The 25,184-nt window shown below is 61.6% G+C and carries 22 protein-coding genes and 1 pseudogene; 12 read left to right on the top strand and 11 right to left on the bottom strand.

The features are described from left to right. The first annotated feature begins 42 nt into the window (after nucleotides 1-42). On the top strand, nucleotides 43-1,563 hold the full coding sequence (locus FFM81_RS05220) for an FAD-dependent oxidoreductase (RefSeq protein WP_138384929.1): 1,521 nt from the start codon (nucleotides 43-45) through the stop codon (nucleotides 1,561-1,563). A 129-nt stretch (nucleotides 1,564-1,692) separates the two neighbouring features. After that, on the top strand, nucleotides 1,693-3,975 hold the full coding sequence (locus tag FFM81_RS05215) for a PBP1A family penicillin-binding protein (protein WP_138384928.1): 2,283 nt from the start codon (nucleotides 1,693-1,695) through the stop codon (nucleotides 3,973-3,975). Between the two features lie 204 nt (nucleotides 3,976-4,179). On the opposite strand, the gene FFM81_RS05210 is transcribed toward FFM81_RS05215, so the two are convergent. The 7 genes from FFM81_RS05210 to FFM81_RS05180 form a co-directional block, all read right to left on the bottom strand. Then, nucleotides 4,180-4,722, bottom strand: a complete 543-nt coding sequence (locus FFM81_RS05210) for a GNAT family N-acetyltransferase (RefSeq protein ID WP_003565768.1) — start codon at nucleotides 4,720-4,722, stop codon at nucleotides 4,180-4,182. A 188-nt stretch (nucleotides 4,723-4,910) separates the two neighbouring features. Then, nucleotides 4,911-5,603 (bottom strand): amino acid ABC transporter permease, encoded by a 693-nt coding sequence (locus FFM81_RS05205; RefSeq protein ID WP_003565769.1) that lies wholly within the window; start codon nucleotides 5,601-5,603, stop codon nucleotides 4,911-4,913. A gap of 19 nt (nucleotides 5,604-5,622) precedes the next feature. Next, complete coding sequence (locus FFM81_RS05200; protein WP_097533838.1) at nucleotides 5,623-6,330, bottom strand: amino acid ABC transporter permease; 708 nt, start codon at nucleotides 6,328-6,330, stop codon at nucleotides 5,623-5,625. Nucleotides 6,331-6,386: 56 nt separating this feature from the next. Beyond that, nucleotides 6,387-7,214, bottom strand: coding sequence for an amino acid ABC transporter substrate-binding protein (locus FFM81_RS05195; protein ID WP_003565771.1), 828 nt, complete (start codon nucleotides 7,212-7,214; stop codon nucleotides 6,387-6,389). A gap of 16 nt (nucleotides 7,215-7,230) precedes the next feature. Further along, complete coding sequence (locus FFM81_RS05190; protein WP_003565772.1) at nucleotides 7,231-7,971, bottom strand: amino acid ABC transporter ATP-binding protein; 741 nt, start codon at nucleotides 7,969-7,971, stop codon at nucleotides 7,231-7,233. A gap of 7 nt (nucleotides 7,972-7,978) precedes the next feature. Then, the gene (locus FFM81_RS05185) at nucleotides 7,979-9,454 is read right to left on the bottom strand and encodes an NAD(P)-binding domain-containing protein (protein WP_003565773.1); all 1,476 of its coding nucleotides are present in this window, start codon (nucleotides 9,452-9,454) and stop codon (nucleotides 7,979-7,981) included. After that, complete coding sequence (locus tag FFM81_RS05180; RefSeq protein WP_037091671.1) at nucleotides 9,451-10,440, bottom strand: LysR family transcriptional regulator; 990 nt, start codon at nucleotides 10,438-10,440, stop codon at nucleotides 9,451-9,453. The genes FFM81_RS05185 and FFM81_RS05180 overlap by 4 nt, the downstream gene beginning before the upstream one ends. 166 nt (nucleotides 10,441-10,606) lie before the next feature. Here FFM81_RS05180 and FFM81_RS05175 point away from each other — a divergent pair, with 166 nt between their 5' ends. The 4 genes and pseudogenes from FFM81_RS05175 to FFM81_RS05160 form a co-directional block, all read left to right on the top strand. After that, nucleotides 10,607-11,089 (top strand): CMD domain-containing protein, encoded by a 483-nt coding sequence (locus FFM81_RS05175; protein WP_003565775.1) that lies wholly within the window; start codon nucleotides 10,607-10,609, stop codon nucleotides 11,087-11,089. Next, nucleotides 11,086-11,661 carry a peroxidase-related enzyme gene (locus FFM81_RS05170; protein ID WP_003565776.1) on the top strand — a complete coding sequence of 192 codons (576 nt, stop codon included), beginning with the start codon at nucleotides 11,086-11,088 and terminating at the stop codon, nucleotides 11,659-11,661. Before FFM81_RS05175 ends, FFM81_RS05170 begins: the two co-directional genes overlap by 4 nt. Nucleotides 11,662-11,818: 157 nt before the next feature. Continuing rightward, nucleotides 11,819-13,024, top strand: coding sequence for an MFS transporter (locus FFM81_RS05165; RefSeq protein WP_003565777.1), 1,206 nt, complete (start codon nucleotides 11,819-11,821; stop codon nucleotides 13,022-13,024). 26 nt (nucleotides 13,025-13,050) lie between these two features. Beyond that, nucleotides 13,051-13,140 (top strand): annotated as a pseudogene (locus FFM81_RS05160) (GYD domain-containing protein); the annotation flags it as partial. 186 nt (nucleotides 13,141-13,326) lie between these two features. Here FFM81_RS05160 and FFM81_RS05155 read toward each other — a convergent pair. Both FFM81_RS05155 and FFM81_RS05150 read right to left on the bottom strand, forming a co-directional pair. Further along, on the bottom strand, nucleotides 13,327-14,325 hold the full coding sequence (locus FFM81_RS05155; RefSeq protein ID WP_003565778.1) for an ABC transporter permease: 999 nt from the start codon (nucleotides 14,323-14,325) through the stop codon (nucleotides 13,327-13,329). A gap of 67 nt (nucleotides 14,326-14,392) precedes the next feature. Next, nucleotides 14,393-15,070, bottom strand: a complete 678-nt coding sequence (locus tag FFM81_RS05150; protein WP_244597486.1) for an ATP-binding cassette domain-containing protein — start codon at nucleotides 15,068-15,070, stop codon at nucleotides 14,393-14,395. A gap of 315 nt (nucleotides 15,071-15,385) precedes the next feature. Here FFM81_RS05150 and FFM81_RS05145 point away from each other — a divergent pair, with 315 nt between their 5' ends. Continuing rightward, nucleotides 15,386-16,366, top strand: coding sequence for an NAD-dependent epimerase/dehydratase family protein (locus tag FFM81_RS05145; RefSeq protein WP_003565781.1), 981 nt, complete (start codon nucleotides 15,386-15,388; stop codon nucleotides 16,364-16,366). 48 nt (nucleotides 16,367-16,414) lie between these two features. Continuing rightward, nucleotides 16,415-17,404: a substrate-binding domain-containing protein gene (locus tag FFM81_RS05140; protein ID WP_003565783.1), complete on the top strand. Its 990-nt coding sequence runs from the start codon at nucleotides 16,415-16,417 to the stop codon at nucleotides 17,402-17,404. 59 nt (nucleotides 17,405-17,463) lie between these two features. Here FFM81_RS05140 and FFM81_RS05135 read toward each other — a convergent pair whose 3' ends face one another. Beyond that, the gene (locus FFM81_RS05135) at nucleotides 17,464-18,342 is read right to left on the bottom strand and encodes a LysR family transcriptional regulator (protein WP_003565785.1); all 879 of its coding nucleotides are present in this window, start codon (nucleotides 18,340-18,342) and stop codon (nucleotides 17,464-17,466) included. An 8-nt stretch (nucleotides 18,343-18,350) separates the two neighbouring features. Beyond that, complete coding sequence (locus tag FFM81_RS05130) at nucleotides 18,351-18,518, bottom strand: hypothetical protein (RefSeq protein ID WP_164895901.1); 168 nt, start codon at nucleotides 18,516-18,518, stop codon at nucleotides 18,351-18,353. Here FFM81_RS05130 and ampC point away from each other — a divergent pair. The 4 genes from ampC to FFM81_RS05110 all read left to right on the top strand — a co-directional run bounded on the left by ampC (nucleotide 18,475) and on the right by FFM81_RS05110 (nucleotide 25,182). Then, on the top strand, nucleotides 18,475-19,629 hold the full coding sequence (gene ampC, locus FFM81_RS05125) for a class C beta-lactamase (protein WP_003565787.1): 1,155 nt from the start codon (nucleotides 18,475-18,477) through the stop codon (nucleotides 19,627-19,629). The two genes, FFM81_RS05130 and ampC, sit on opposite strands and share 44 nt — an antisense overlap. 345 nt (nucleotides 19,630-19,974) lie before the next feature. Continuing rightward, nucleotides 19,975-20,931: an NAD-dependent epimerase/dehydratase family protein gene (locus FFM81_RS05120; RefSeq protein WP_138384927.1), complete on the top strand. Its 957-nt coding sequence runs from the start codon at nucleotides 19,975-19,977 to the stop codon at nucleotides 20,929-20,931. Nucleotides 20,932-21,007: 76 nt separating this feature from the next. Further along, nucleotides 21,008-22,186, top strand: a complete 1,179-nt coding sequence (locus FFM81_RS05115) for a glycosyltransferase family 2 protein (RefSeq protein ID WP_003565791.1) — start codon at nucleotides 21,008-21,010, stop codon at nucleotides 22,184-22,186. Then, entirely contained in the window at nucleotides 22,180-25,182 is a 3,003-nt protein-coding gene (locus FFM81_RS05110; protein WP_003565793.1) for a trifunctional glycosyltransferase/class I SAM-dependent methyltransferase/polysaccharide deacetylase, read from the top strand. The genes FFM81_RS05115 and FFM81_RS05110 overlap by 7 nt, the downstream gene beginning before the upstream one ends. The last annotated feature ends 2 nt before the right edge of the window (nucleotides 25,183-25,184 follow it).

The raw sequence follows: 25,184 nt of genomic DNA, 5'->3' as shown, positions 1-25,184 counted from the left end.
GCCTTCTCCAATTTAGCTAGTAGTTGTTCGGAGATGTCCGCCATGAATGTGAGCGACGAAAGAACCGTCTCCTTGTGGGCTGCGCTTAGGGTTATGCCCGACGCGACACCACTCACGCGGAACGATGAGGCTGATGCCGTTGTCATCGGCTCCGGAATTGCCGGCCTGTCGGTAGCCTACGAGCTCGCCCTTGCGGGGCAGAAGGTTGATGTCATCGATCGCGGCCAGATCGGCAGCGGTATGACGGCGCGCACGACGGCGCATCTATCATCCATATGCGACGACTATTTCTCCAAGTTGATCGACCTCCGCGGGCGGGACGGGGCGCGGCAATTCTACGAGAGCCAATCGGCCGCGATCGATCGTATCGAGGCGATCCAGGGGACCGAAGGCATCGCCTGTGATTTCAGACGCGTCGACGGGTTTCTGTTTCCATCGTCCGAAGGACAGGAAGCCGATCTCAAACGAGAATTCGACGCCGCGCTGCAGATCGGCGTCGCGGTCGAACGAGTCACGGGCCTGCCATTTGCGGAATTTTCTGCGACACCCGCCCTTCGTTACACCAGTCAGGCGACATTCCATCCGCTCAAATATCTCCGTGGGCTGGCTGCGGGCATTCGCGCTCGCGGCGGCAAACTTTTCTGCGATACAGTGGTCGAGGCGGTCGAGGAGACCGAAGGCGGTGTGCGCGTGTCGACGAGTTCCGGCTTCACCGTCACCGGAAAATCGGCCGTGGTCGCCACCAATTCGCCGATCAACGACCGTGTCGCCATCCACACCAAGCAAGCGCCCTATCGCACCTATGCGATGGCCTTCGAGATCGACCGCGGGGCGATCGCCGATGGGCTCTATTGGGACATGGAAGATCCCTACCATTACGTGCGCCTGCAACCCCGTGACGGCGCGACGGATTTTCTTATCGTCGGCGGCGAAGACCACAAGACAGGGGCCATCGACGATGCCGAAGAGCGCTTCGCCGCTTTGACCGCCTGGACCAGGCGTCTGGTGCCCGATATTGGCGCCGAGACCCATCGCTGGTCGGGCCAGGTCATGGAGACGATCGATTACGCCGCCTTCATCGGCCGCAATCCCGGCAATGACCGGGTTTTCGTCGTCACCGGCGATTCCGGCGAAGGTATGACCCATGGCGTGGTCGCTTCGCTGTTGATCCGCGATCTCGTTCTCGATGGCGACAGTCCGTGGCGGGAACTTTACGAGCCCTCGCGCAAGACGCCCCGGGCGATCGGCGATTACCTGATGGAAAATGCGACGGCGATCAAGAATTTCGCAGAATATGTCGCGCCCGGCGAACGCGAGTCCGTCGACAAGCTACGGCCCGGAGAAGGCGCCATTGTCCGAGAGGGCCTCGCCAAGATCGCCGCCTTCCGAACAGAGGATGGGACCCTCTACAAACGGTCGGCATCCTGCACCCATATAGGCTGCCACGTGCACTGGAATTCCCTTGAACGCTGCTGGGACTGCCCTTGCCATGGCTCACATTTCGCTGTCGACGGCACCGCTTTGAATGGTCCGGCTGTCTCGCCCTTGGCCGACATTTGGTAGCCAAGTCTGTCCTGGCGCCTGTCGGGCAACTGCGCCTATATATTCAGGCCGCCCCTTTGCGGTAGAACACTCAGCGTCGCCCCATTATGAAGCTAATGCTTGATGGGAAGGAGCCTCTTGCGGTAACCGATGCCTAATCCTCCCAAATCCTCCAACGAAAGCGTCAGCAACTCGAGCCAGGCTGGCCATCAGACAGCGGATTCGGCAGCGCCGGTGGACGCACCGGATTCGCCAGAATCCAACCGGGCTGGCGACCGGCAACAGCCCGACGGATCGTTCGGCCAAAGTCGACAGGCTGTGCGAAAACTGTTTCATGCGCTGCGCCAGGATTTGAAGGCGAGTTCCGCCTTGCGAAAGAGCAAGACGGTCGCTTCGAACCTGAGGACGAATCTGGGAGGATTGACCCGGCTGGAAAAGCCATCAGCTGCGGCAGCCGCACTGATCAAAACCGGGCGCGGTATTCGCAGCCTGCGCACCAAGTGGCGTCACTCCGGCCGACGCGCTCCGTTTGCTGGCCGCTGGTGGAAATTGACGATGGGGCTGGTCTTTGTCGTCTGTCTCCTCGTCGCAAGCGTTCTGGTGTGGGCGCTGAAGGATGTGCCGTGGAGCGAGATCCGCGACGGAACGTTGAAGCCCGTCGTGGTGCTGGAAACTGCAGACGGCGCACCGTTGGTAAGGCAGGGACCATATCAAGGCCCCTATGCTCAATACGACCAGTTTCCGCCCGATCTGATCGATGCCGTTCTTTCCATTGAGGATCGCCGCTTCATGGATCACTTCGGTATCGATCCCCGGGGGATCGGAAGGGCGCTGCTGCGGAACCTGAAAGCCGGCTCGGTGGTAGAGGGCGGCAGCACGATTACCCAGCAACTCATCAAGCTGCAATATCTCGACAGCGATCGAACCATAAAACGGAAAATACAGGAGTTTGTCATCGCCGTTTGGCTGGAGTGGAAGCTCGGCAAGCGGGAAATCCTGACACGCTATCTCAACAGCGTCTACCTTGGAGCGGGCGCTACCGGCATGCCTGCCGCCGCGCGGATCTATTTCAACAAGGATATCGGCGACCTCAACCTGCCGGAATCGGCGATGCTGGCGGGATTGCTGCGGGCGCCGAGCCAATGGAATCCGATCGACAATTTCGAAGGCGCCCGGCAGCGCACCATCGTCGTTCTCGACGCGATGGCTGCGAATGGCAAGATTACCGCGCCAGCGGCGGTTGAGGCCAAGGCGAGCTTTGCCAAGCTGAATCCAACGACGCCGACGCCGCGCTCGGGAAGCTGGTTTGCCGACTGGATCTCGCCGCAGGCGAGCGAAATCGCCGGCTCCTCGCCGGGTTCAACGACAGTGCGCACGACGCTGGTGCCGCGGCTGCAGCAGATCGCCGAAAGCGTGGTGAAAAGAAGCCTGGGCGGGGAAGGAAAGACAGTCGGAGCATCGCAGGCCGCGCTGGTGGCGATGACGCCGGACGGCGCGGTCGTTGCCATGGTTGGCGGGCGCGACTATAAGGCCAGCCAGTTCAACCGCGCCGTTACTGCGATGCGCCAGCCGGGTTCCACCTTCAAGCTGTTCGTCTATTACGCAGCCTTGAAGGCCGGGCTCACTTTGTCCGACCAGGTTCTGGACGCACCCATCGACATCGACGGCTGGTCGCCGGAAAATTCCGGCGGCAACTATCGCGGCTGGGTGACACTTGCCGAGGCTTTCGCGCGGTCGCTCAATGCCGCCTCGGTGTCGCTTGCCCAAGAAGTCGGGCTGGACAATGTGATTGCCGCAGCGCGTGAGCTCGGCATCGATGCGCCACTTGCCAATACCCCGTCCCTGGCGCTCGGCACATCCGAAGTCAATCTGCTTAACCTCACCAGCGCCTATGCGTCCGTCCAACTCGGCAGGGCGCCCGTCACACCCTGGGGCATCATCGACTTTCAGGCGGCAGGACAGCCGAAGACGTTTCGGGTGGGCCAGCAAGCAAAGCCGAATGTCGATCTTTCACCCTACCAGTCCGATCTCCTCGGTCTGCTGCAGTTGGTGGTCGAGCGCGGCACCGGGCGTGGAGCCGACCCCGGCACGTTTGCGGCCGGCAAGACCGGCACCAGCCAGAACAATCGCGATGCCTGGTTCGTCGGCTTCACCGAAACGCTCGTCGTCGGCGTCTGGGTCGGCAATGACGATGACGCGCCAATGCAAGGGGTGACGGGCGGCGCCTTGCCAGCGCATATCTGGCGGGACTTCATGCGCGCGGCGATGGCCGAACCGACGATCGGAGTGCGATCGACAGAGGCTGTGACCGACGGCCAAAGCGCGCCGCTGTCATGCAACATCACCGCCTGCGCGCGAAGCTACCGGTCCTTCCGCCCATCCGACTGCACCTATCAGCCATATTCCGGCGGCCGACGGCTCTGCGAAAAATGATGCGGCGTAGATCGAGCGCCAGGCAGGTCGGCTGGTCGCCGGGAATGTCTCTCGGCTCTGGTTGCCGTACGGTTTTCCTGAGCCCCGTGGGGGAATTAGTGGGTTAATTGGCCAATCGCAGGGCTGTGTCTTCCTGCGAGTTGCCGCGTTCCCCGCGGCACACTTTGCCCTGCCGCGCGCGTGACTTTTCAGGGATGCGTCAATCTACGCTTCGAGCGACTTCCTCATTCTTATCAGAGGAACGCTGGCGCCGCCGCGGGCGTCTTCCACTCGCTCAACGGCGCGATATCCGCAGGCGAGATAGAGCGGTTCGCCCGATAATGTCGCCATCATCTCGATGTCCCGAAAACCTTCATTGCGCGCCGCTTCCTCGCAGAGGGCCATGATCAGCCGTCCGACGCCGCGACGCGTGACGTTCGGGTGGGTGTACATCGCTCTGATGCGCGCCGGGTCCGTTGCCGGATCCAGCAGAGCCGCATTGCGGCCGGACGTGCTATCGCCGCCGTAAAGCGTTGCTCGCCGGCTCCAGCCACCACAGCCCGCCAAACCGCCGTCGATCTCGATGATGAAATAGGTCCCGTCCTCGATCAACTGGCTATCCAGCCCCATGATGGCTCGGCTGGAAGCAATCTGTTCGGGGCTGAGAAAAGGTCTCTGGTTCTCCGCGATGGCGGCATCCATCAGGGATTTGAGGTCGGCCAAATCACTGTGGCCGGCGAGGCGATGCCTGAATTGCTGTCGTTCCATCTCCCGCCGCCCTTCGACTGGCGACCGATCGGGCCAGTCTGCGGCACGTCGTCCCGTGCATCCCTGCCTGCATCCGCGCCGCTGGCCATTCTAGCAAGTCGGGGTCGTGAATTGAAGCGGCTTGAGCAGATTGCCGCATAGCCGATGACCACATCTGCGCGACGCGCACGCCGGTTCGCTGGCCAGCCTCAGGTCCGCACACGAAGCGCCCGCTCGGTTCTATCGGCGATCTGGGTGACGGCATAGGCGATCGCCATGTAGATCACGACGGCGACGAGGAAAGCCTCGAGGTAGTAGAAGTTCAGCGCGGCGGTCAGTTGCGACTGCGCGAAGATATCGACCACTTCGATGGCGAAGCCGAGCGACAGCGCCTTCATGATCACCATGAACGAGTTCGCCAGATCCGGGATCGCCGCGACGATCACCTGCGGCAGCATGACCCGGCGGAAGAGCTGGCTCTTCTTGTAGCCGAGCGAATAGGCGGCATCCGCCTGGCCGGTGTCGAAGGAATTCAGGGCGCCCTTGACCACTTCGGCCTGGAATGCGGCGACACAGGCGGTGAGCGCCACGATGAGCGTGACCCAGTTTGGGGTCGAGTGACCATTATAGTCGACGCCGACGAGTGACGTCAGGAACTGCAGGGTCGATGGAAGGCCATAATAGGCGAGGAAGATGACGACCACCATCGGGACGCCCTTGAAGGCGACCTTGTAGGCGACGACGAGCTGCCGAAGCACGGGAACGCGGCGGTATTCGACCATGGCGAACAGGCTACCGATGATCGTCGAGAGCACAAAGACGGCAAGCGCCATTGCAAGGGTCAGCGGCACCGCGCCAAGGATTTCCCGGAGATCGGGGAGAAGAACGTCGATATCGAACATTATGCGCTCCTTCCTTCACTCAGACGCTTGCGATCAGCGTCGCCCGAGCCGGCGCAGCCCTCGGAGCGAACTTCGCCGAACGGAGCTCGAAGTAGCGGACGATCAGCCATGCGGCCAGGCACAGCACCGAATAGAGCACAGCCAGTACCAGATAGGTTTCGAACTGATACTGGTTGTAGTCGCGCTCCATGACGAGATGGGCGGTCGCCATCACGTCGGCGGCACCGATATACATGACCAGGGCGACGTTATGGATGAGATAGATGATCGCGTTTCCGTAGCCCGGCAGCGCGATATGCACGGCCTGCGGGGCCAAGACGCGCAGGAGCTTCTGCCGGAAGGAATATCCGAGACTGTCGGCGGCGTCGTGCTGGCCACGCTCGACGGCGAGATAGGCCGGCCTTAGGACTTCGGAGAGATAGCCGCCGTGATAGAGGCTGAGGCCGAGCATCGCGGCGACCGTCGGCGACACGAAATCCTCGACGCCGAAAATGTCCACGAACACCGGAAGCCCGTAGAAGGCGACGAACAACTGTAGCACGACGGGCACGCTCCGGGCGTATGATACGTAGAGATCGGCCAGATGGCTGATCACCGGTATCCTGCGCACCCGGAACGTCGTTGCGATCAGGGCCAGCACGAAGCCGGCGACCATGGCCGTGAAGGTGATCGCAAGCGTCAGCGGCAGGGCCGAAAGCAGCTCGGGAATCATGATGGACAGGTCCACTTTGGAACGCTCCTTCTTTCAGTCTTTGGCCTGATCGCCGGTATCGCAGCCCGGCGTCACTTCATGTATGCGGTGATGTCCTCGCCGAACCATTTCTGCGAGAGCTTGGCGAGCGTGCCATCGGCCTTGAGTTCCTTCAGAGCCTTGTCGACACCGTCGGCGAGCGCCTTGTTCTCCTCGGAGCGGTGGATCAGGACGAAAGTCTCGTTGATCGCCACAGGCTCGCTCGCCTGGACCTTCAGCTTCTGCTGGTCGATCACGGTCTGCTCGCCGAGGTTCGACGGCAGCACAAGCGCGTCGTACTTGCCGTTCTCGACCTCCTTCAGCCGGTCCGGGTACGGAATTCCTGCGCTCGAAGCCGTTACCTCAATCTTATAGTCGGGGTTCTTTTCCTGCCACGCCGTGGCGAACTTGTAGATGCCGCCGCCCGCCGTCACCGGCACGATCTTCTTGCCGACGAGGTCCTTCATCTCCTTGATGCCGCTGTCGGTGCGGCTGTAGATCTTGATCAGGCTGGCGCCGATCGGCGCTTCCGGAATGAGGAACTGCTTCTCGCGGGCTGGCGCGCGATAGTAGCCGCCGGTCGCAATGTCGTATTTGCCGGTCGCCAGACCCGTCTCCTGGGCGATGTCGGCAGCGCCTTCCATCACGAACTTGTATTGGGGCAGCTTGGCGTTGATCGCCTTCAGGACGTCGGGCTCGTAGCCCTGCGGCTCGACGCCGATGGCGCCCCAGGATAGCGGCTTCGATTCCGCCGCGGTGGCGATCTTGATCGTCCGGAAAGCGTCCTCGGCAAAGGCTGCGCCCGCGGTTGCGAGAGCGATGGAAACGCCGGCAACGGCGAGGCCGAAGCTGCGGCGGGAAAGTGAACTCGAAGAAGTCATTTCTGGAATCCTTTCTCTATTGGATTGCACGCTCGGAATTGAGGAACTGGGCAAGGCGTGGGTTGGAAGGCGTATCGAAGATTTCTGTCGGGCTGCCGTCGGCGGCGACGACGCCCCGGTCCATGAAGACGATGCGGTTCGAAATGTTCTTGGCAAACTGCATCTCGTGGGTGACGAGAAGCGAGGTGATGCCGGAGGACGTCACGTCCTTGATCACCTTGAGAACCTCGTTCACGAGTTCGGGATCGAGAGAGGACGTCGGCTCGTCGAAGAGCATGACATCGGGCTTGACCGCCAGCGCTCGGGCGATGCCGGTTCGCTGGAGCTGACCGCCGGAAAGCTGTGACGGGTAGTTGTCGAGCTTGTCGGAAAGGCCGACCCGCTCGAGCTCCCGCAGCGCGATCGTGCGGGCTTCGTCCCTGGATTTGCCCTGCACGACGACGAGCGGATCCATGACGTTCTGGATGACCGTCATGTTCTTGAAGACGTTGAACTGCTGGAACACCATGGCAGTGCGCAGCCGGATCGCCTGCACCGCAGCCTTGTCCGGGCGGGCGAAGTCCATCCTGATATCGTCGAACGCGATCGTTCCCGATGCCGGCTTCACCAGATGGTTGATGCATTTGAGAAGCGTCGTCTTGCCGGTGCCGCTCGGACCGATGATCGACACCACGTCGCCGCGCTTCACTGAGAGATCGACGCCGTTCAGGATCTGCGTGCTTCCGTAGGAGAGCTTTAGGTTGTTGATCTCGAGCATTTCAGTCTCAGGTCCTTTCGGAGGAGATTTGGGCAAGCGTTTCGGTTTCGCCGTCCGCCCATTCGTCGCCGAGCAGTTCCGGGGTGTCGAAGGCCTGGAGATTTTCGAAGTGCGTCTCCCGGTCTTCGACAAAGAGCGATCGGACGATGCCACGGGCAAGGCGATCCGCGCCTTCGCTGATCGCCGGGATGTCGCCCGTGAGCTTGCCGTGGCTGAGCGTCGCCGGGAAATTGAAGCAATGGAGGCTTGCGAGAGTCGGGCATGAACCCGGCTCCCTTTCAAGGAACTCGAATGCATCCCCCAGATCGGGCGATCCCTCGAGTTCTGCGTTCGCCGTTCCGGCCGGCGTCGGGAAGCGGTCGCGCCAGAGGCGAATGTGCGGTTCGAAGGCCGCGAGTTCCGGCCTGGTCGTCAGGTCGATCTTGAAACCGGTGCCGAAGATCAAAAAATCGATGGAATAGCTGGCCTTCGACGTCGTCACGACGAGCTTGTCGCCGTCCTGCCGCAGCCCGGTGATCGGGCTTTGGAGATGAAGGTGGGCCTGTTCGAAGGCGCTGACGCGCATGACGCTCGGACGCGGCGGCGGCGTCTGCTGGCCCATCGCATAGTTGAGGAAGCGCCACTTCCATTCGTCCGGCAGTCCGGCGAAGCCATGGACGACGCCCTGGCTGCCGATGCCGGTGAACTTGTTGATCCGCGGCAATTCCGTCCGGCGGACGAACATGTCGAGGCGGCCGGCACCGGCTTCGAGCGCGGTCGCGGCATTGTCCATCGCCGACGCCCCCGCACCGATCACCCCTACCCGCTTGCCGCGCAGCGCGGCGAAGTCGATCGCATCGGCGGTGTGCGCCCAGAACCTGCGATCGATATTTTCGGCAATGTCGGGCACAAAGGGGCCGCCGAGACCGTCGCGGCCGGTTGCGAGAACCACGTGGCGGGCGATGATCTTTTCTCTACGGCCATTCTCGCTGCAGGCGAGGTCGAGCATGCCATCGTCGCGCGGCAGGATCGCATCCACCGAGACGCCGTTGCGCACCGGCAGCTCGAGCACCTTCCGATACCAGATCAGGTAGTCCATCCACGTCTCGCGCGGCGCCCGGTCGAGCGCCACCCACGCTGCGCTGCCGAAGCGCGCTTCATAATAGGCCCGGAAGGTGAGCGCCGGCAGTCCCATCGCGGGGCCAGTGAGTTGCTTGGGAGATCGAAGGGTGCGCATCCGGGCGAAAGTGACCCACGGCCCTTCCTGCCCGGCCGACGCCTTGTCGAGGACGACATGGTTGGCGACGCCAAGGCGCTTCAGCATTCCGGAAGCGACGAGGCCCGCCATGCCGCCGCCGATGATGACGACGTCGATGACGGGCTGGCCATCAATTTCGCGGGCGGGAACCCACGCCTTGGCGGGCAGCTCCAGCCAGGAAAGGTCCTGGCGAAGACGCGCTTCGAGGGCATCAAGATTGTGAGGATTTCTGGAGAGGTCGCTCATGCGGGCGCTCCTTCGGAGATCGCAGCCTGCCCGTAGACGGTGTCCGCCAAGGTTTCGATGCCATTTGCCTCCAGCAGGCGGCAGCCCGGCATCTTCAACGCTTCGAGCCGCGCGGCATCGATTGCGGCGGCGACCGTCGGTGCGAGCGGCAACGCCGTCGCGGAGATCGCACCGAACAGGAACGGAATGGCCTGGTCGAGCACTCGCATGACGATGCCATCCAGAGGCACGCCGCAGACGGTCGCGGGCTCGACGATGGCAATGCCAAGGCCTGCGCGCACTAACGAGAGCGCAGTCAGCGAGGCGTTGACGTCGATGATGCGATCGGGGGCCACCCCTGCCCGTTCCAACGCCTCGTCGACGCGATGACGAAGCCGATACGGGTTTGCAAGCGTGATAATGCGACGCTCGGCAAGATCGGCCAGGCGAACGACGTCGTTCGCAGCGAGAGGATCTTCGGCGCCGATTGCGATCACGCACGGTGCTTCCGCGATCCAGTGGATGTCGAGACCGGGATGTTCGAGCGGCAGGCTCGATATTCCAAGATCGGCCGAGCGGGCGAGAACAGCCTGCACGACGTTTTCGGCGGCGAGCGCCTGAATGTGGAGATGACGCGGGATCAGGTCGGGTGAGACGGCGGCCAAAGCCTGCGGCAGGATTCCCGCGGCAAGAGACGGCGTCGCCGCGATGGTCAAGGTCGCGGGCTCGTCGAGACCGATCGCTTCGGCCCGTTCGCGGATGTGGGTCAGGCTGGCGAGATGACGTTCGACCTCGGCATGGAAGCGCAGACCGCGCGACGTCGGCTGGATGCGCGGACCGCTTCTGTGAAGGAGCGCGTAGCCCAGATCGGCTTCCAGGTCCTGGATCTGCCGCGTCACTGCCGGCTGCGAGCGGCCGAGCAGCCGGGCTGCGCCGGTGACGCTGCCGGCCGACATTACCGCCGCAAAAGCTTCGAGTTGCCGGATGTCGATCGGGTTTTTATTCATATTCAACATGAACCACCGCCATCCATGCTTTGGAAGCATGACGTTTCTATAATTTGAGTGGACAATAGATAATTATTTCACATTGATTGCAAGCCTTCATGCTATTTTGACATAATGAACTTCAGACCTATCTAATGCTCTCCCGCGAGAAGCAAAGGAGCTTGCCTTGACGCTCATCGAAACTCTTGCCGCCGTCAGACCCGGCTCGGCCCTGGGCGAGGCCATGGAAAAGCGCGCGGAGATCCTGCGCCTCAGCGAAGCCGCCCACGACGCAGTCCTTCTTCCGCGGGACGCCGGCGGCCTGTCGCATGGCCTCAGGGCGGCGCTTGCCGCCCGTATGGCCCGTCACAACCACGACGAAAAACTGGCGAAGCACTACGATGAGCTCGTTAAAGATGCCGCCGAGGCATCGACAGCGCCGCTCGCCAGGCTGGGTACGAGCGTAACCGACGAGCGCATCGCAGAGATCGTCCGCCATGCGGACCGCCTGACCGTCGCGCCGCGCGAGGCGACGCGTGCTCACATCGAGGCACTGCGCAGCGTCGGCGTCAGCGACGCCGACATCGTCCGGCTCTCGGAACTGGCGGCCTTCGTGAACTATCAGGTGCGCGTCATCGCAGGGCTGGCGCTGATCGGAGCAAGACAATGAGCGAAGTCATCCACAGCTTCACCACAACGGTTCCCCGCTGGCAGCCCTATGTCGTGCCCGTCGATCTCGCGACCGCGACCGAGGAGCAGCGCGCGGCGATGCAGGTGACGCCGTCCAACAAGGGCATCTCGCCCTATGTGCTGACGCTCGCTCACGATCCGGAATCGCTCGCCGTCCGCTCGCCGCTGTTCAATCTGATCATGTACGGCAAGGACGGGCTGTCTCCGGGTGAACGCGAGCTGGGCGCCACCGCCGCCTCCATCGTCAACCGCTGCGTCTATTGCGCCGCCGTCCATTCGTCCCGCTTCATCAGCCACACCAAGCGGACGGATGTGATTGACTCCATCTTCGCCGACGGGCTCGATGCCGAGCTTGACGAGCACCTCCAGGCCATCTTCGACTTCGCCGCCCGTCTCTCCGCGACGCCGCCCGAAGCGGCGGAGGCGGACGCGCAGGCTATCGCCGACATCGGCCTCTCCGAGCTTGAAGCCCTGGACCTCGTCTTGTCGTCTGCCATCTTCGGCTGGGCGAACCGCTTGATGCACACGCTCGGCGAGCCGGTAAAAGATTGATGCCGTCAGCAGCGCTGCCGATCGCCGCGATGCCGGGGATGGGCTAGCGCCGAGATCGATCGAAGCAGGTGTCGGAAAACCGAGCGCCAGATCAGGAGAGTAACAGTGTTTGCCGGCGCCGAGCCGGTTTCTCAAAAGCAAGATGAGATCGAGGCCGATGAAAGAGGTGCGAAGCATTCAGCCGATGACATGGCTTTTCGCAGCCCGTTCTTTGCGCGACTTCGGCGACGGGTTCGTCGCCATCCTGTTGCCGGTCTATCTGCTGGCTCTCGGCTTTTCGCCGCTGCAGGTCGGCGTCGTTGCCACCGCATCCCTGTTCGGCTCTGCGCTCCTAACCATCATCATCGGATTTCTTGGCGCGCATCATGATCTCCGCCGCCTGCTTCTGGCCGCCGCTGGCTTGATGGTCGCCACTGGTATCGCTGTACCCATGATCACCGACTATGGGTTGCTGCTGGTGGTCGCCTTTGCCGGCACGATCAATCCTTCGGCCGGCAGTGTGAGCATCTTCGTGCCCCTTGAGCACGCGGTCGTTGCCCGCGAAGCAACCAGCGCCGATCGCACGATGATGTTCGCTCGCTACAGCCTCGTCGGGGCCCTCGCGAGCGCCGGCGGCGGCCTCGCCGCAGCGCTGCCCGATGTGATGACGCGGCTGGGGATGGCGCAACTGACTTCGATCAAGCTGATGTTCATTGTCTATGCGCTGGTCGGCATTCTCGGCAGCCTTTGTTATGCACGCATACCGCCGCGTCCGGTGCGTCACGAAACCGACATACCGGCGGCACTCGGACCTTCACGCGCCATCGTCCTGAAGCTCGCCGCGCTCTTTAGTCTCGACGCCTTTGCTGGAGGTTTCGTGGTTCAGTCCCTGCTCGCCCTGTGGCTGTTCGAACGTTTCGATCTTTCACTATCCGAAGCCGGAGTGTTTTTCTTCTGGACGGGTCTGCTGTCGGCGTTCTCATTTCCTGTCGCCGCTTGGCTATCGAAGCGGGTGGGGCTCATCAATACCATGGTGTTCACCCACGTTCCGTCCAGCATTGCCCTTGGCCTCGCCGCATTCGCACCCACCTTGCCCCTAACGGTCATATTGCTGCTCATTCGAGCCGCGCTCTCGCAGATGGACGTGCCGACCCGCTCTTCCTATGTGATGGCCGTTGTCACCGAGGCGGAGCGTGCCGCAGCCGCAAGCTTCACGTCGGTGCCGCGAAGCCTCGCCGCGGCGGCCAGCCCAGCACTCGCAGGTGCTCTCTTCGCTGCATCCTATCGGGCTTGGCCACTCCTCATCTGTGCCACACTGAAAATCACCTATGACCTGCTGCTGCTATGGCAGTTCCGGCACCTCAAACCGCCCGGGGAAGGTTAATGGATCGCCTGCACAGATCCTCGCAACTAAACGGCAAACTCCATGGGTTCTGGTACGTCTTCGGCGAGGTTGACGGGTGGAATTTGTGGGAGGCGCCTGACAACGCATCGATGGCCCACCGGCAACTAGGCCGCAGCACCGCGATCTTTCGGACCGCCCTCGCGCTCAAGAGTCGCGTCGCAAGATCGCTGCACAGTGTTGCGCGATTTGCGAGGCTAAGGGTTCATCAATCTGTTCGGGCTGGCCCCTCACCGACGGCCAGTTCGCTGCTATTTTGCGGCGTCGGATCGAGGCGTCTTCGTCTACTCGCTCTGCCGCAAATTCCGGATCCGATCGAACAGCACCGCCAGCACGATCGCTCCGCCGATAAACGTCCCCTGCCAGAACGCATTGATGCCGAGCAGGCCGAGGCTGTTGCGGATCACTTCGATCAGCGCCGCCCCGACCAGGGCGCCGAAGGCCGTGCCGACGCCGCCGGCGAGGTTGGCGCCGCCGATGACGGCGGCGGCGATCACCTGAAGCTCCATACCGGCGCCGATATTGGTGGTGACGGCGCCGAGCCAGCCGGTCTGGACGATGCCGGCAATGCCGGCCGAGAGCGCCGAGATCATATAGACGGCGACTTTGATACGGCGCACGGGAACGCCGGTCAGGGTCGCGGCATGCTCGTTGCCGCCGATCGCGAAAATATAGCGGCCGAACCGCGTCCAGCGCAACACGAAGCCGGTGAGCAGCGCCAGAATGACCATGTAGAGCACCGGATTGGCGATGCCGAAGAACCAGGCGCCGCCGCCGAGTGCCAGGAGCTTGTCGTGATCGGGGCCGAACTGGAAGACGACGGTGTTGTTCGAGGCGACCATCGCTAGGCTCCGCGCAATCGACAGCATGCCGAGCGTCACCACGAAGGGCGGGAAATTGAGATAGGCGATCAGCACGCCGTTGAAGGCGCCGATCACCAGCGCCGTGACGATCGCCGCCGTTATGCCGATCTCAATGGAGTAACCGGCGTTCATGGTCACCGCCAGCACCATGCTGCAGAGGCAGAGCACCGATCCCACCGACAGGTCAATGCCGCCGGTGATGATGACAAGCGTCATGCCGAGCGCGATGATGGCGACGAAGGTGACGTTGCGGGTGATGTTGTAGAGGTTCTTCGCCGTCGCAAAGGAATCGGTGGCGAAGGACAGGAAAAGGCAGGCCAGAAGCACGGCGATCAGCACCCAGAATGTCTGGCCGCCGACGAACTCCGCAAGCCGGCTTCGCTGCTTCTGTGCAATTGTCTGGTCCAGTGTCACTGCCATTTCGACCTCTCACTCCAGATAGACATTCCCGTCGGCGGTATTTCTCCCGCGGGATAAGCGGCGCGCATCAAACCTGTTCGATGGCGCCTGTTATCAGACCCGTCACTTCCTCAGGCGAACTCGCGGCAATCGCCTTGTCGGCGACTTTCCGGCCGCGGCGCATGACGATCACCCGGTCGGCGACGGTGAAAACATCGGGCATGCGATGGCTGATCAGCACGACCGCGATGCCGCGGTCCCGCAGCTCGCGGATCAGATTGAGCACCTCGGCCACCTGGCGGACGGAGATCGCCGCAGTCGGCTCGTCCATCAGCACGATCTTTGCTTCCGACAGCATGGTGCGCCCGATCGCCACCGCCTGCCGCTGGCCGCCCGACATCTGCTTGACCAGATCGCGCGGGCGAGTTTCCGATTTCAACTCCTTGAAGATCTCGCCGGCGCGCCGGTACATCGTCTTGTAATCGAGGACGCGAAACGGGCCGATGCCGCGGCGGAGTTCCCGCCCGAGGAAGACGTTGGCGGCCGCCGTCAGATTGTTGCAGAGCGCCAGATCCTGATGGACGATCTCGATGCCGTGCTGGCGCGCCTCGACCGGGCGGTGCAGGACGATGTCCCGCCCCTCCAGACGCATCGTGCCCTCGCTCGGCCGGAAATTGCCGGCGATCATCTTGACCAGCGTGCTTTTGCCAGCGCCGTTATCGCCCATCAGGCCGACGACCTGGCCGGCTTCAAGCGCGAAGGACACGTCGTTGACCGCCTGGATGGCGCCGAAATGTTTTGAGATATTGGTGAGTTCGAGAACCGCGACCAGCCGACTACCCTCCCCGGAACCTGCAGGCCTGCCTTCGCCGCCGGTTGCCGGTTGCCAGTCAGACGCCTGCGATCTCGCTCGGCCGATCTCCTCCCGGAAAAGCGATTGCGTTCATTAATGCAAAAGCGCCAGGAATCGTCAATCAAATGTCGGCTAAAATAGCCCCTCATCACAAAAATCTATTTTGTACGACAAATACAGATTGACGCCGGAAACGCGTGCATATTAGCTGTTACTGGGGAGAGAGGTATGCTGATCCTTGTCACCGGGGCTACCGGCAAGGTCGGGCGGCGCTTCATTACTGGGCTGCTTGACGAGCCACGATTTTCCAAAGCACGCATTCGCGCGCTTTGCCATAATCGCGTGCTTGCGGAGACCGACCGCATCAGTGTCGTGAAGGGCTCGATCGCCGACAGCGAAGTCGTCGCGGCGGCGATGGCCGGTGTCACCCATGTCGTGCACCTCGCCACCTGTAAGGAAATCCCTGCCGATGTCATGGATATCACTGTCAAGGGCCTGTTCTGGCTGCTCGAGGCGTTCCGCACCAGCCCCACGGCAAAACAGTTCATCCTAATCGGCGGCGATGCCGGCATCGGGCATTTCTTCTATCGCCATGACGGACCGGTGACCGAACAGACGCCGCATCGCGCCTATCCCGGATGTTATGCGCTCTCCAAGGTGCTGGAAGAGGTGATGCTCGAGCAGTTCACCATCCAGTACGGCATCAACAGCTGCTGCCTGCGGGCGCCGTGGATCATGGAGAAGGACGATTTCAGGTTCACGCTGTCCTTCGGCGACGATGTCTTCGGCGGGCCGGACTGGAAGACGCTGGTGCCGCCGGCCGATGCCGAACGTTACGCGCATGATGGCACGGTGCCGCTGCTACGCGATGCCGACGGCCGGCCGCTGAAGCGCAATTTCGTGCATGTCGATGATCTCGTCGCGGCGATCCTTGCGGCAATCGACAATCCGCGCGCCAAGGGCGAGCTTTTCAACATCTCGATGGATCGACCCGTCGATTACGGCGAGGTCGCAGCACACCTGGCCCGCACCCGCGGGCTCGGTTCGGTCGACATATCAAGCCAGTTTCACTCGAACTGGATGGACAACAGCAAGGCCAGATATCTCTTGGACTGGGAACCGGTCTACGATCTGGAGAAGCTGATCAATTCGGCTTGGGACTACCAGCGTTCGAAGGAGGAGCCTCGGGTCGTCTGGTATCCAGGTTGATGACGCGGCGGGTGCAGAAGCGCCCGTCTTTTTCAATGGGAGGAAGCTATGAGGAAGGCATTATTGCTTACAGCTGCAGTCCTGGCGCTGACGGCCGGTCAGTCCCTGGCCGCCAAGAAGCAGCTGGTCATCGTCGTCAAAGGCCTCGACAACCCGTTCTTCGAGGCGATCAACCAGGGTTGCCAAAAGTGGAACAAGGAAAACGCATCCGCCGAATATGAATGCTTCTACACCGGCCCGGCATCGACCTCCGATGAAGCCGGCGAGGCGCAGATCGTCCAGGATATGCTGGGGAAAGCCGATACCGCCGCCATCGCCATCTCGCCCTCGAACGCCAAGCTGATCGCCCAGACGCTGAAGACGGCCAATCCGAGCGTTCCCGTCATGACGCTCGATGCCGATCTTGCAGCTGACGACGCAGCGCTGCGCAAGACCTATCTCGGCACCGACAACTATCTGATGGGCGCCAAGATCGGCGAATACATCAAGAAGGCCAAGCCGAACGGCGGCAAGATCTGCACTATCGAAGGCAATCCCGGCGCCGACAACATCCTGCGCCGCGCCCAGGGCATGCGTGACACGCTGAGCGGCCAGAAGGATCTCCCCGCCCTGAAGGGTGAAGGCGGCTGGACGGAGGTTGCCGGCTGCCCTGTCTTCACCAATGACGATGGCGCCAAGGGCGTTCAAGCGATGACCGACATCCTCGCCGCCAATCCCGACCTCGACGCCTTCGGCATTATGGGCGGCTGGCCGCTGTTCGGCGCCCCGCAGCCCTATCGCGACCTGTTCAAACCGATGGCCGACAAGATCGCCAAGAACGAATTCGTCATCGGCGCCGCCGACACGATCGGCGACGAAGTGGCGATCGCCAAGGAGGGACTGGTCACCGCGCTCGTCGGCCAGCGGCCGTTCGAAATGGGATATAAGGCGCCAACCGTGATGATGGACCTGATCGCTGGGAAGAAGGTCGAGGATCCGGTGTTTACCGGGCTGGATGAATGCACCAAGGATACTGTCGACACCTGCATTCAAAAGTGATGCTGGCATTCGATAAATGACGCGGCTCGGAGCGTCCACGCGTGTGGGCGCTCCGATGATCATGCCGGGGTCAGTTGCGAACCCAGCCAATCCGTAAATGCGCGCATCGCCGCCGTGACCGGCCGCGATTGCAAGCGCGTCAGCCAGTAGCTGCCGAGCGATATGGCGGTGGCGAAGGGCTGGACGACCGCGCCTGACGCCAGATGCCGTGTGAACATCGATGGCGGCGCGAGCGCGATGCCGAGCCCCTGGAGGGCGGCCTCCATCATGCCGACGGAGGAATCGAAGACGATGCCGGCATTGACCTGCGCTGCCGGCGGAACGCCTGCCGCCTGAAACCAGGTGCTCCATTCATCGGTTCGATAGCTGCGCAGCAACGTCGCGCCGGCAAGGTCTGCGGGCGATTGCAGATGTTCCGCCAGCTTGGGGATGCAGAGAGGCGACAACGGCGCTTCGAACAGGCGTTGCGCCTCGGTGCCGTGCCAAGAACCGCTGCCGAAGCGGATGGCGAAATCCAGCCCTTCGGCGGCCGGATCGACCCGGTTGTTGTTGGTGGAAATGCGGAGATCGACAAAGGGATGCCGGCGCTGGAAATCCGAGAGCCTCGGCAACAGCCAGCCAACGGCAAATGTCCCGACAACGCCGAGGAACAGCAATTCCCGCACCTGCCCGGCTTCGATCCTGTCCAGCGTCGTCGCCATCTGGTCGAACGACGCCGTCACCGTCGGGAGCAGCGCTTCGCCTTCCGCGGTGATTTTCAAACCGCGGGGGAGACGCTGGAACAGGGCCACCCCCAATCGCCTCTCCAGGCCTTTGACCTGCTGGCTGACGGCCGCCTGAGTGACGCAGAGCTCGATCGCGGCGCGGGTGAAGCTCAGATGCCGCGCGGAGGCCTCGAAGGCGCGCAGGCCATTCAAGGGGAGGAATTGCCGAACCATTGTGAGCCCTAGATTTTCTTTTGGCTGCTGCGAGATATCATCATTTGTGATTGCAAAATAGCGCCGTTAAACGTCGTCGCCATCGGCCTTTGCGCCGCTTTTGGATGCCTGTCGATTTGGAGGATGACGGCTATGAAAAGCATTGGGATAAGCATTTTATCGGCATCTATGCTCATGGCCTGCGCTGCCACAAGCGGTTTTGCCGCCGACGAAACCAAGATCAAGACGATCACGGATGCCGCGATCAAGCCGATCATCGAGAAATATGCCATCCCCGGCGTTGCCGTCGCCATCACCGCCGACGGCCAGGACCACATCTTCAACTATGGCGTCGAATCCAAGGACACCGGCAGGCCGGTGGCGCCGACCACGCTGTTTGAGCTCGGCTCGATCAGCAAGACCTTCACGGTGACGCTGGCATCCTATGCGGAAGCAAGCGGACAACTCTCACTGTCGGACAAGGTCGGCAAGTTTCTGCCGGCGATGAAGGGAAAGCCATTTGGCGATGTCACCCTGATGACTCTGGGAACCCACACGGCTGGCGGATTTCCGCTGCAGCTTCCCGATGAGGTCAAAACCGAAAAACAGCTGTTCGGCTATTTCGAAGCCTGGCAGCCCTCCTATGCCGCTGGGACGCAGAGAAGTTATGCCAATCCCAGCATCGGCATGCTCGGCTATGTCGTGGCGAAAGCCATGCACGGCGATTTTGCGGCTTTGATGGAGGGCAAGCTGTTTGCCGCGCTCGGTTTAAAAAGCACCTATATCGACGTGCCGAAAGCGCGGCTGGCGGATTATGCGCAAGGTTATAAGCGCAGCGGCGAGCCCGCCCGGATGACGCCGGCCATGCTTTCGGCCGAAGCCTATGGCGTCAAATCCACCGCGGGCGACATGATCCGTTTCGTCGGCGCCAATATGGGCCTGGTCAAGCTCGACGAAAAATTCCAGCAAGCGATCACCAACACCCATATCGGATATTTCAAAGCAGGGGCGATGACCCAGGATCTCATCTGGGAGCAATATGCCTATCCGCCGAGCTTGAACGGCCTGTTGCAGGGCAATTCACCCGCGATGCTGGAGACCATGCCGGTTTCGGAACTGCAGCCACCGATGAAGCCGCGCGCCGATGCGTGGATCAACAAGACCGGTTCGACCAACGGCTTCGGCGCCTATGTCGCCTTCATCCCCAAACAGCGGCTCGGCATCGTCATCCTGGCCAATAAGAACTATCCCAACGAGGATCGCGTCGCCGCAGCCTATCAGATATTGACCGCGCTCTCGGCCGACTGAAGCGGAACGGCCGGCCGACTTAAGTGCATGCCGGACCGGGCGGTCCGAGCAGAGCGCACGGCATCAACTGAATTACGGAAATTCTGCGTCGCGCTTGCGAAAATCGAGTAGGACTTTAGCCCGATGCCGAGCTGGCGCCCTCGTGATACACAAACCAGTGCGATCGACGGATGCGATCCGGCGCAGATAATCCGATGCCGAATCGACGGGCACTACTTTAAGTAAAACCTATGAATAATTAAGATTAATAAGGGAGTATTTCCTGGAATATTTCTAATGAATTGCCACGACTTAAAGGTGATGCTAATAAACGCTCACATTCTTAACGTCACAAGGCACAATGCAATGAAAAGCGTATTGATTTCTGGCGGTGCTGGATTTATCGGCTCGCATCTGTGCGACCGGCTTTTACTTAGAACCGACGTCCAGAAACTGGTGGTCGTTGACAATCTCTGGACCGGACTTTTCGGCAATATCGCCCACATCCGGGATCCCCGCTTTCACTTCGTGAAGTCGGACGTCGAGACGCTGCGCAGTTCTGAAAAATTCGATGAAATTTACCATCTTGCGTCCCCGGCATCGCCGCCTTGGTATATGAAGGAACCGAAGAGGACGATTTCCGCCAATCTTCTCGGAGCACTCCGGCTGCTGGAGCTTTTGAAGAAGGGCGGGCGCTTCGGCTTCACCTCGACCTCCGAAGTCTATGGCGACCCGCTGGTGTCGCCGCAGCCGGAATCCTATAAGGGCCAGGTAGACTGCACCGGACCTCGCTCGTCCTACGACGAGAGCAAGCGCTGCACGGAATCGCTGCTGTTCGAAATGCAGCGCACCGAGGGGCTCGACCTCAAGGTCGTGCGTCCCTTCAACATTTACGGCCCCCGCACACGGCCCGATGACGGCCGCGCCGTTTCCAACTTCATCACCCAGGCGCTGGCAGGCCGACCGATCACCGTGTTCGGCGACGGCAAGCAGTCGCGCAGCTGGGGCTATGTCGACGACGTCGTCGATGGTTTCGCGCGATATTTCTGGATCAATGAAACCGACTACAAGGGACCTCTGAACGTCGGCAACGATCGCGAGATTTCAGTTCTCGAAGTCGCGCAATATGTGTCCAAACTGGTCGGCGGCGTGCCGATCGTCTTCGAGCCATCACCGCCGCAGGACCCGACAAACCGACGGCCTGATCTGACCAATGCGAACTACGTCATGCCGGAGTGGTCGTGCAAGGTCTCCTACCAACAGGGCGTGGCCATGACGCTCGACTGGTTCAGGGAAAGATTGACGGCGGGCGCGGCGGAATAAGCCATCACGACTTTCAACGCTCGCGTCATTAGACGCGAGCGGCGTATACTCAGGGGTGCGATTTGAGAGAGTGGTAATGCGTGAATCAATACCGTCCGATCTGAAGGATGTGAATTTCCCCGTACCGATCCACTATCTCGATCTGGCATCCGACCATATCGACGCTGCGTCGTCTCCGCTCTCCAATGGGCTGGTGGTCTTTCTGTCGGATGGTCTTCCCGTCGGACAAGCCTACATCGAAAGACTGGAAACTGCAGCGGCACTGGCCGAGCGTGTCGTGCGGCCGGATACGCTCGAGCATATCGCTCAAGTCGCGCAAACGCCGCTTCGCAATCGCGAGGTCAGCATTCTGATCTGCACCAAGGACCGGCCGGAGGAACTGCGCCGGTGCCTGGCCTCGATCCCCGAACAATCGCTCCGCCCCGCAGAGATCATCGTCGTCGACAATGCGTCGGCTGGCGATGCGACGCGTCGCGTGGTTGAAGAGGCTGGCGTCACTTACGTCCGCGAAGATCGGGTCGGGCTGGATTTTGCCCGCAACGCGGCGGTTCGCGCGGCGAAAACCGAGTTCGTCGCCTTTACCGATGATGACGTGGTGCTTCACCGCCAATGGCTAGAGAACCTGATGAAGGCATTCGACCGGCCGGAGATCGCCTGCGTCACCGGGCTGGTGCTGCCCGGAGAACTCGCAACGCCCGCGCAATTCATCTTTGAAAAACACTGGAGTTTCGGCAGGGGTTATCTCCGGCAGGATTTCGACCAGGATTTCTATCGCCTTCACAAACGTTACGGCGCTCCGGTCTGGACGATCGGCGCCGGCGCAAGCCAGGCCTTCCGCCGCAAGGTTTTCGACGAGATCGGCCTGTTCGATGTCCGCCTCGATATGGGTGCGGCCGGCTGCTCGGGTGATTCAGAATATTGGAACCGGCTGCTGCATCACGGCCATGTCTGCCGCTACGAGCCGACGGCGGTCTCGTGGCACTTCCACCGCAAGGATATGAAGGGGCTCGCCAAACAGATCTACCAATATATGAGCGGCCATATCGCCGCACTGCTGGTGCAGTATCAACATACCGGCAATGGCGGCAATCTCCGACGCATTCTGCTTTCGTTTCCGAAATATTATGCCGGCAGGCTGCGCAAAAGATTGCGCAAAGGTGCGACGTCGGACGACTTCTTTTTGAAGCAGGAGATGCTCGGAAGCATCAATGGCGCCTTCTATGTTCTGCGCCGATGGAAGATGCGAGCATGGTGACGACGGCCGCGCCCGATATCTCCTTCCTCATCCCTGCCCATAATGCAGGCGATACACTTGCCGAATGTCTTGCCAGCCTGCAGCGGCAGACCCGATCGAACTGGCAGGCCGTGGTGGTCGATGACGGTTCGAGCGACCGCACCTGGGAGATACTTCAGGGCATCGCAGCAACGGACGATCGGATTTTCGCTGCCCGCCAACCGAATGCCGGCGCAGCCGCGGCGCGGAACCACGCCGCCAGATTGGCGGCCGCCCCCCTGCTCTGCATGTTGGATGCCGACGACTGGGTAGATCCGAGCTTCGTCGAAACCCTGCTGCCGGTGGCAGCGGATGCATCTCCAGCGACTATTGCCTATTGCTCCTACCGCCGTGTCGCGCCGGATGGCCGGCAGATGCAGGTCGAACAGGCTCCGCTCCTGGCAGGGAATATCGCCAAGCGCGAATTCTCTTCCTTTTGTGCGCTTGCCGTCCATACGGTCGTCTTTCCCAAAAGCCTTTTCGACAGACTCGGAGGTATGGATGAGAGCTTGCAGACCTGCGAGGACTGGGATCTGTGGCTGCGCATGGCCTTTGCAGGCGCCGAATTTCGCCGTGTGGACGAATGCCTGGCTTTCTATCGCATGAAGGCGGGATCGCTGTCCGGCGATCCGGTCAAAATGGTTCGTGACGCCATTTGCGTGACGAGTAAGGCAGAAGCGCTGCGCGTGCAGCACGGCTTATCGGCCGAGGAGCCGGAGGCGGGTTGGATCACGCCCGCCGTCAGCCAGTTGCGCATGCTTGCCTGGGTCGTCGCGGCCAAGCTCGATTCGACCTTGGATGTTGCAGCCCTGGCAGCACTCCTGCCCGAAATACCGGACGCTGCGGGCTACGAGAGCTTCTTTGCCGGCGTGATCCTGCACGGCCTGCAGACCGGCCTGCTCCCCGACCGGACCGACGATCTGATCGATGCGCTCGACAAATGGCAGCCGACGTTCCTTCGGCTCATCCAGTTGATCCAGCGTCATTCCTTCCCCGGCACCGGGCGCAAGATCACTGAATCTGCCTGCTGGCAACTTTCCGCCGCGAACTTTTTGCGCTCCTTCACGCTCGGCAATATTCAGGTGGCCAGTGTCGAGATCGGCGCGCTTTCCAGGATCCCCAAGACTGAGCAAGCCGATACGCTGATCATGCACTGCTTTGCCGGTGCAGAGCATGTCGGCTCCTTTGTCGGGCCATTCTGGGGGGATCTTTCGATCCGGGCGCAGATCCGACTGATCATGTATGAGATGAAAGCTGCAGAACATCTGCAAAATCCGCATACGCTCGCCTATTTCAGTTCCTGGACAAGGGAAGCGCTGCGTGGCTACAGAGCCTTCGGCGGGCTGATCATCCACAATGGCCGGCGGCGAGGACGTTTCGAACGACTGATGGTCCACCTCGGGCGCAACGCCCTGCTGGCCAGCGCGCCAAGCGACAAGCAGGACTACGATGCTCGGCTGTCCGACATCCTGCGGGATATCGAGCGCCGTTTGGCGCCACTGTTTCGAGATTCACCTCAGTTGCCGTCAGACAAAAACGAAGGGACTGCGCCCGTTCGATCAGAAGAAGAATATTGGGAGCATATCTTCGAACGTCCCGATCCATGGAATTACGTCTCGGTCTACGAACAGGTCAAATATGCGCAGACGTTGAGCCTGATCCCGCAGGGGATCGACAAGGCGCTGGAGCTTGCCTGTGCCGAAGGCATTTTCACCGAAAAGCTGGCGGCAAAGGTCGGCCGGATGACGGCCACGGATATTTCGCAGCGGGCAATTGACCGGGCGGTCGAGCGGTGCCATGGCCAAGACAACGTCGAGCTTCTCGTTCTCGACTTCGTCAGACAAGATCTTCCGCCCGAACAGGATCTCATCGTCTGTTCGGAGGTCCTCTATTACATGAAGGATGAGGAGATGCTTGCCGCCGTCTGCCGAAAAATGGCGGCGGCTTTGAAACCGGGCGGCTATCTGGTTACCGCCCATGCGCATATCCGCCGCGACGAACCCAACCGGACGGGTTTCGACTGGGGCAATCCTTTCGGTGTCGGGACGATCAAGCGGGTTTTCGCCGAACAGGCCGGGCTCGCCCTGGAAGAGACTGTCGATACCGAGCTCTACGCGATCCACCGCTTCCGGAAAGGCGCCGTCGCCAGTCCTGCCCTGCGGATCGAGCGGCATGGAACGCCGTTGGATGTCGATGTCGCGAAGCACGTCATCTGGGGCCCCGACGGCGTCGACCGCGAGGTGGCTTGGACGAACGAGCTGACGACCTCGGTCCCCGTTCTGATGTATCATCGGATCGCAGAGGAAGGACCCGCCGCACTCCAGCGCTTCCGCACGCCGCCGGAGATTTTTCGCAAGCAGATGCAGTTCCTGCGGCGGCAGGGTTTTTACACCGTGACGGCGCCGACCCTCGCCGATCTTTTACGCAGCGGCAAGCCGATCCAAGGCCGGCCCGTCATGCTGACATTCGACGACGCCTATGTCGATTTCCTGGCGAATGCCTTCCCGATCCTGACCGAGAATGATTTCAGCGCCGACGTCTTCGTCGTCAGCGATAAAGTCGGCAGCCGCTCGGATTGGGATTCAGCCTATGGCGAAACTGCCGCCTTGATGACGTGGGCAGATATTCAGGTGCTGCATCAAAAGGGCATCAGCTTCGGCTCCCACCTCGCCACCCACAGGCCAGCCAGTGCGATTGACAACGAATCGCTGCTGGCCGAAGCCATGCTGTCGCGCAATGCGCTGCAGAGCCGGCTTGGCGGAGCGGTGGAGGCAATCGCGCTGCCCTATGGGGCGACGGATTTCAGGGTGCCGGGCATTCTTGCCCTGGCGGGCTATGGCCTCGGCTTCACGACACGACCGGCAAAAGCCACCCTCTCCGACAATCTCTTCGCTCTGCCACGCATCGAGGTCCGCGGCGATCGTCCGCTTGACGCCTTCCCTGAACTCATGGGCCTACCGGGCGCCTTTATCGGATGACG

The sequence above is a fragment of the Rhizobium hidalgonense genome, assembly GCF_005862185.2.
In the GTDB taxonomy this organism is placed as follows: Bacteria; Pseudomonadota; Alphaproteobacteria; order Rhizobiales; family Rhizobiaceae; genus Rhizobium; species Rhizobium hidalgonense.
This window is presented reverse-complemented; position numbering and strand designations above follow the sequence as displayed.

Excerpts from the sequence above, each read along its gene's own strand:
- FFM81_RS05115 (WP_003565791.1), top strand. The coding sequence starts at position 21,008 with ATGCGTGAATCAATACCGTCCGATCTGAAGGATGTGAATTTCCCCGTA.
- FFM81_RS05170 (WP_003565776.1), top strand. The coding sequence starts at position 11,086 with ATGAGCGAAGTCATCCACAGCTTCACCACAACGGTTCCCCGCTGGCAG.
- FFM81_RS05185 (WP_003565773.1), bottom strand. The coding sequence starts at position 9,454 with ATGAGCGACCTCTCCAGAAATCCTCACAATCTTGATGCCCTCGAAGCG.
- FFM81_RS05110 (WP_003565793.1), top strand. The coding sequence starts at position 22,180 with ATGGTGACGACGGCCGCGCCCGATATCTCCTTCCTCATCCCTGCCCAT.
- FFM81_RS05135 (WP_003565785.1), bottom strand. The coding sequence starts at position 18,342 with ATGGTTCGGCAATTCCTCCCCTTGAATGGCCTGCGCGCCTTCGAGGCC.
- FFM81_RS05145 (WP_003565781.1), top strand. The coding sequence starts at position 15,386 with ATGCTGATCCTTGTCACCGGGGCTACCGGCAAGGTCGGGCGGCGCTTC.
- FFM81_RS05120 (WP_138384927.1), top strand. The coding sequence starts at position 19,975 with ATGAAAAGCGTATTGATTTCTGGCGGTGCTGGATTTATCGGCTCGCAT.
- FFM81_RS05140 (WP_003565783.1), top strand. The coding sequence starts at position 16,415 with ATGAGGAAGGCATTATTGCTTACAGCTGCAGTCCTGGCGCTGACGGCC.
- FFM81_RS05195 (WP_003565771.1), bottom strand. The coding sequence starts at position 7,214 with ATGACTTCTTCGAGTTCACTTTCCCGCCGCAGCTTCGGCCTCGCCGTT.
- FFM81_RS05180 (WP_037091671.1), bottom strand. The coding sequence starts at position 10,440 with ATGAATAAAAACCCGATCGACATCCGGCAACTCGAAGCTTTTGCGGCG.
- FFM81_RS05155 (WP_003565778.1), bottom strand. The coding sequence starts at position 14,325 with ATGGCAGTGACACTGGACCAGACAATTGCACAGAAGCAGCGAAGCCGG.
- FFM81_RS05220 (WP_138384929.1), top strand. The coding sequence starts at position 43 with ATGAATGTGAGCGACGAAAGAACCGTCTCCTTGTGGGCTGCGCTTAGG.
- FFM81_RS05215 (WP_138384928.1), top strand. The coding sequence starts at position 1,693 with ATGCCTAATCCTCCCAAATCCTCCAACGAAAGCGTCAGCAACTCGAGC.
- FFM81_RS05190 (WP_003565772.1), bottom strand. The coding sequence starts at position 7,971 with ATGCTCGAGATCAACAACCTAAAGCTCTCCTACGGAAGCACGCAGATC.
- ampC (WP_003565787.1), top strand. The coding sequence starts at position 18,475 with ATGAAAAGCATTGGGATAAGCATTTTATCGGCATCTATGCTCATGGCC.
- FFM81_RS05205 (WP_003565769.1), bottom strand. The coding sequence starts at position 5,603 with ATGTTCGATATCGACGTTCTTCTCCCCGATCTCCGGGAAATCCTTGGC.
- FFM81_RS05130 (WP_164895901.1), bottom strand. The coding sequence starts at position 18,518 with ATGAGCATAGATGCCGATAAAATGCTTATCCCAATGCTTTTCATAGCC.
- FFM81_RS05210 (WP_003565768.1), bottom strand. The coding sequence starts at position 4,722 with ATGGAACGACAGCAATTCAGGCATCGCCTCGCCGGCCACAGTGATTTG.
- FFM81_RS05165 (WP_003565777.1), top strand. The coding sequence starts at position 11,819 with ATGAAAGAGGTGCGAAGCATTCAGCCGATGACATGGCTTTTCGCAGCC.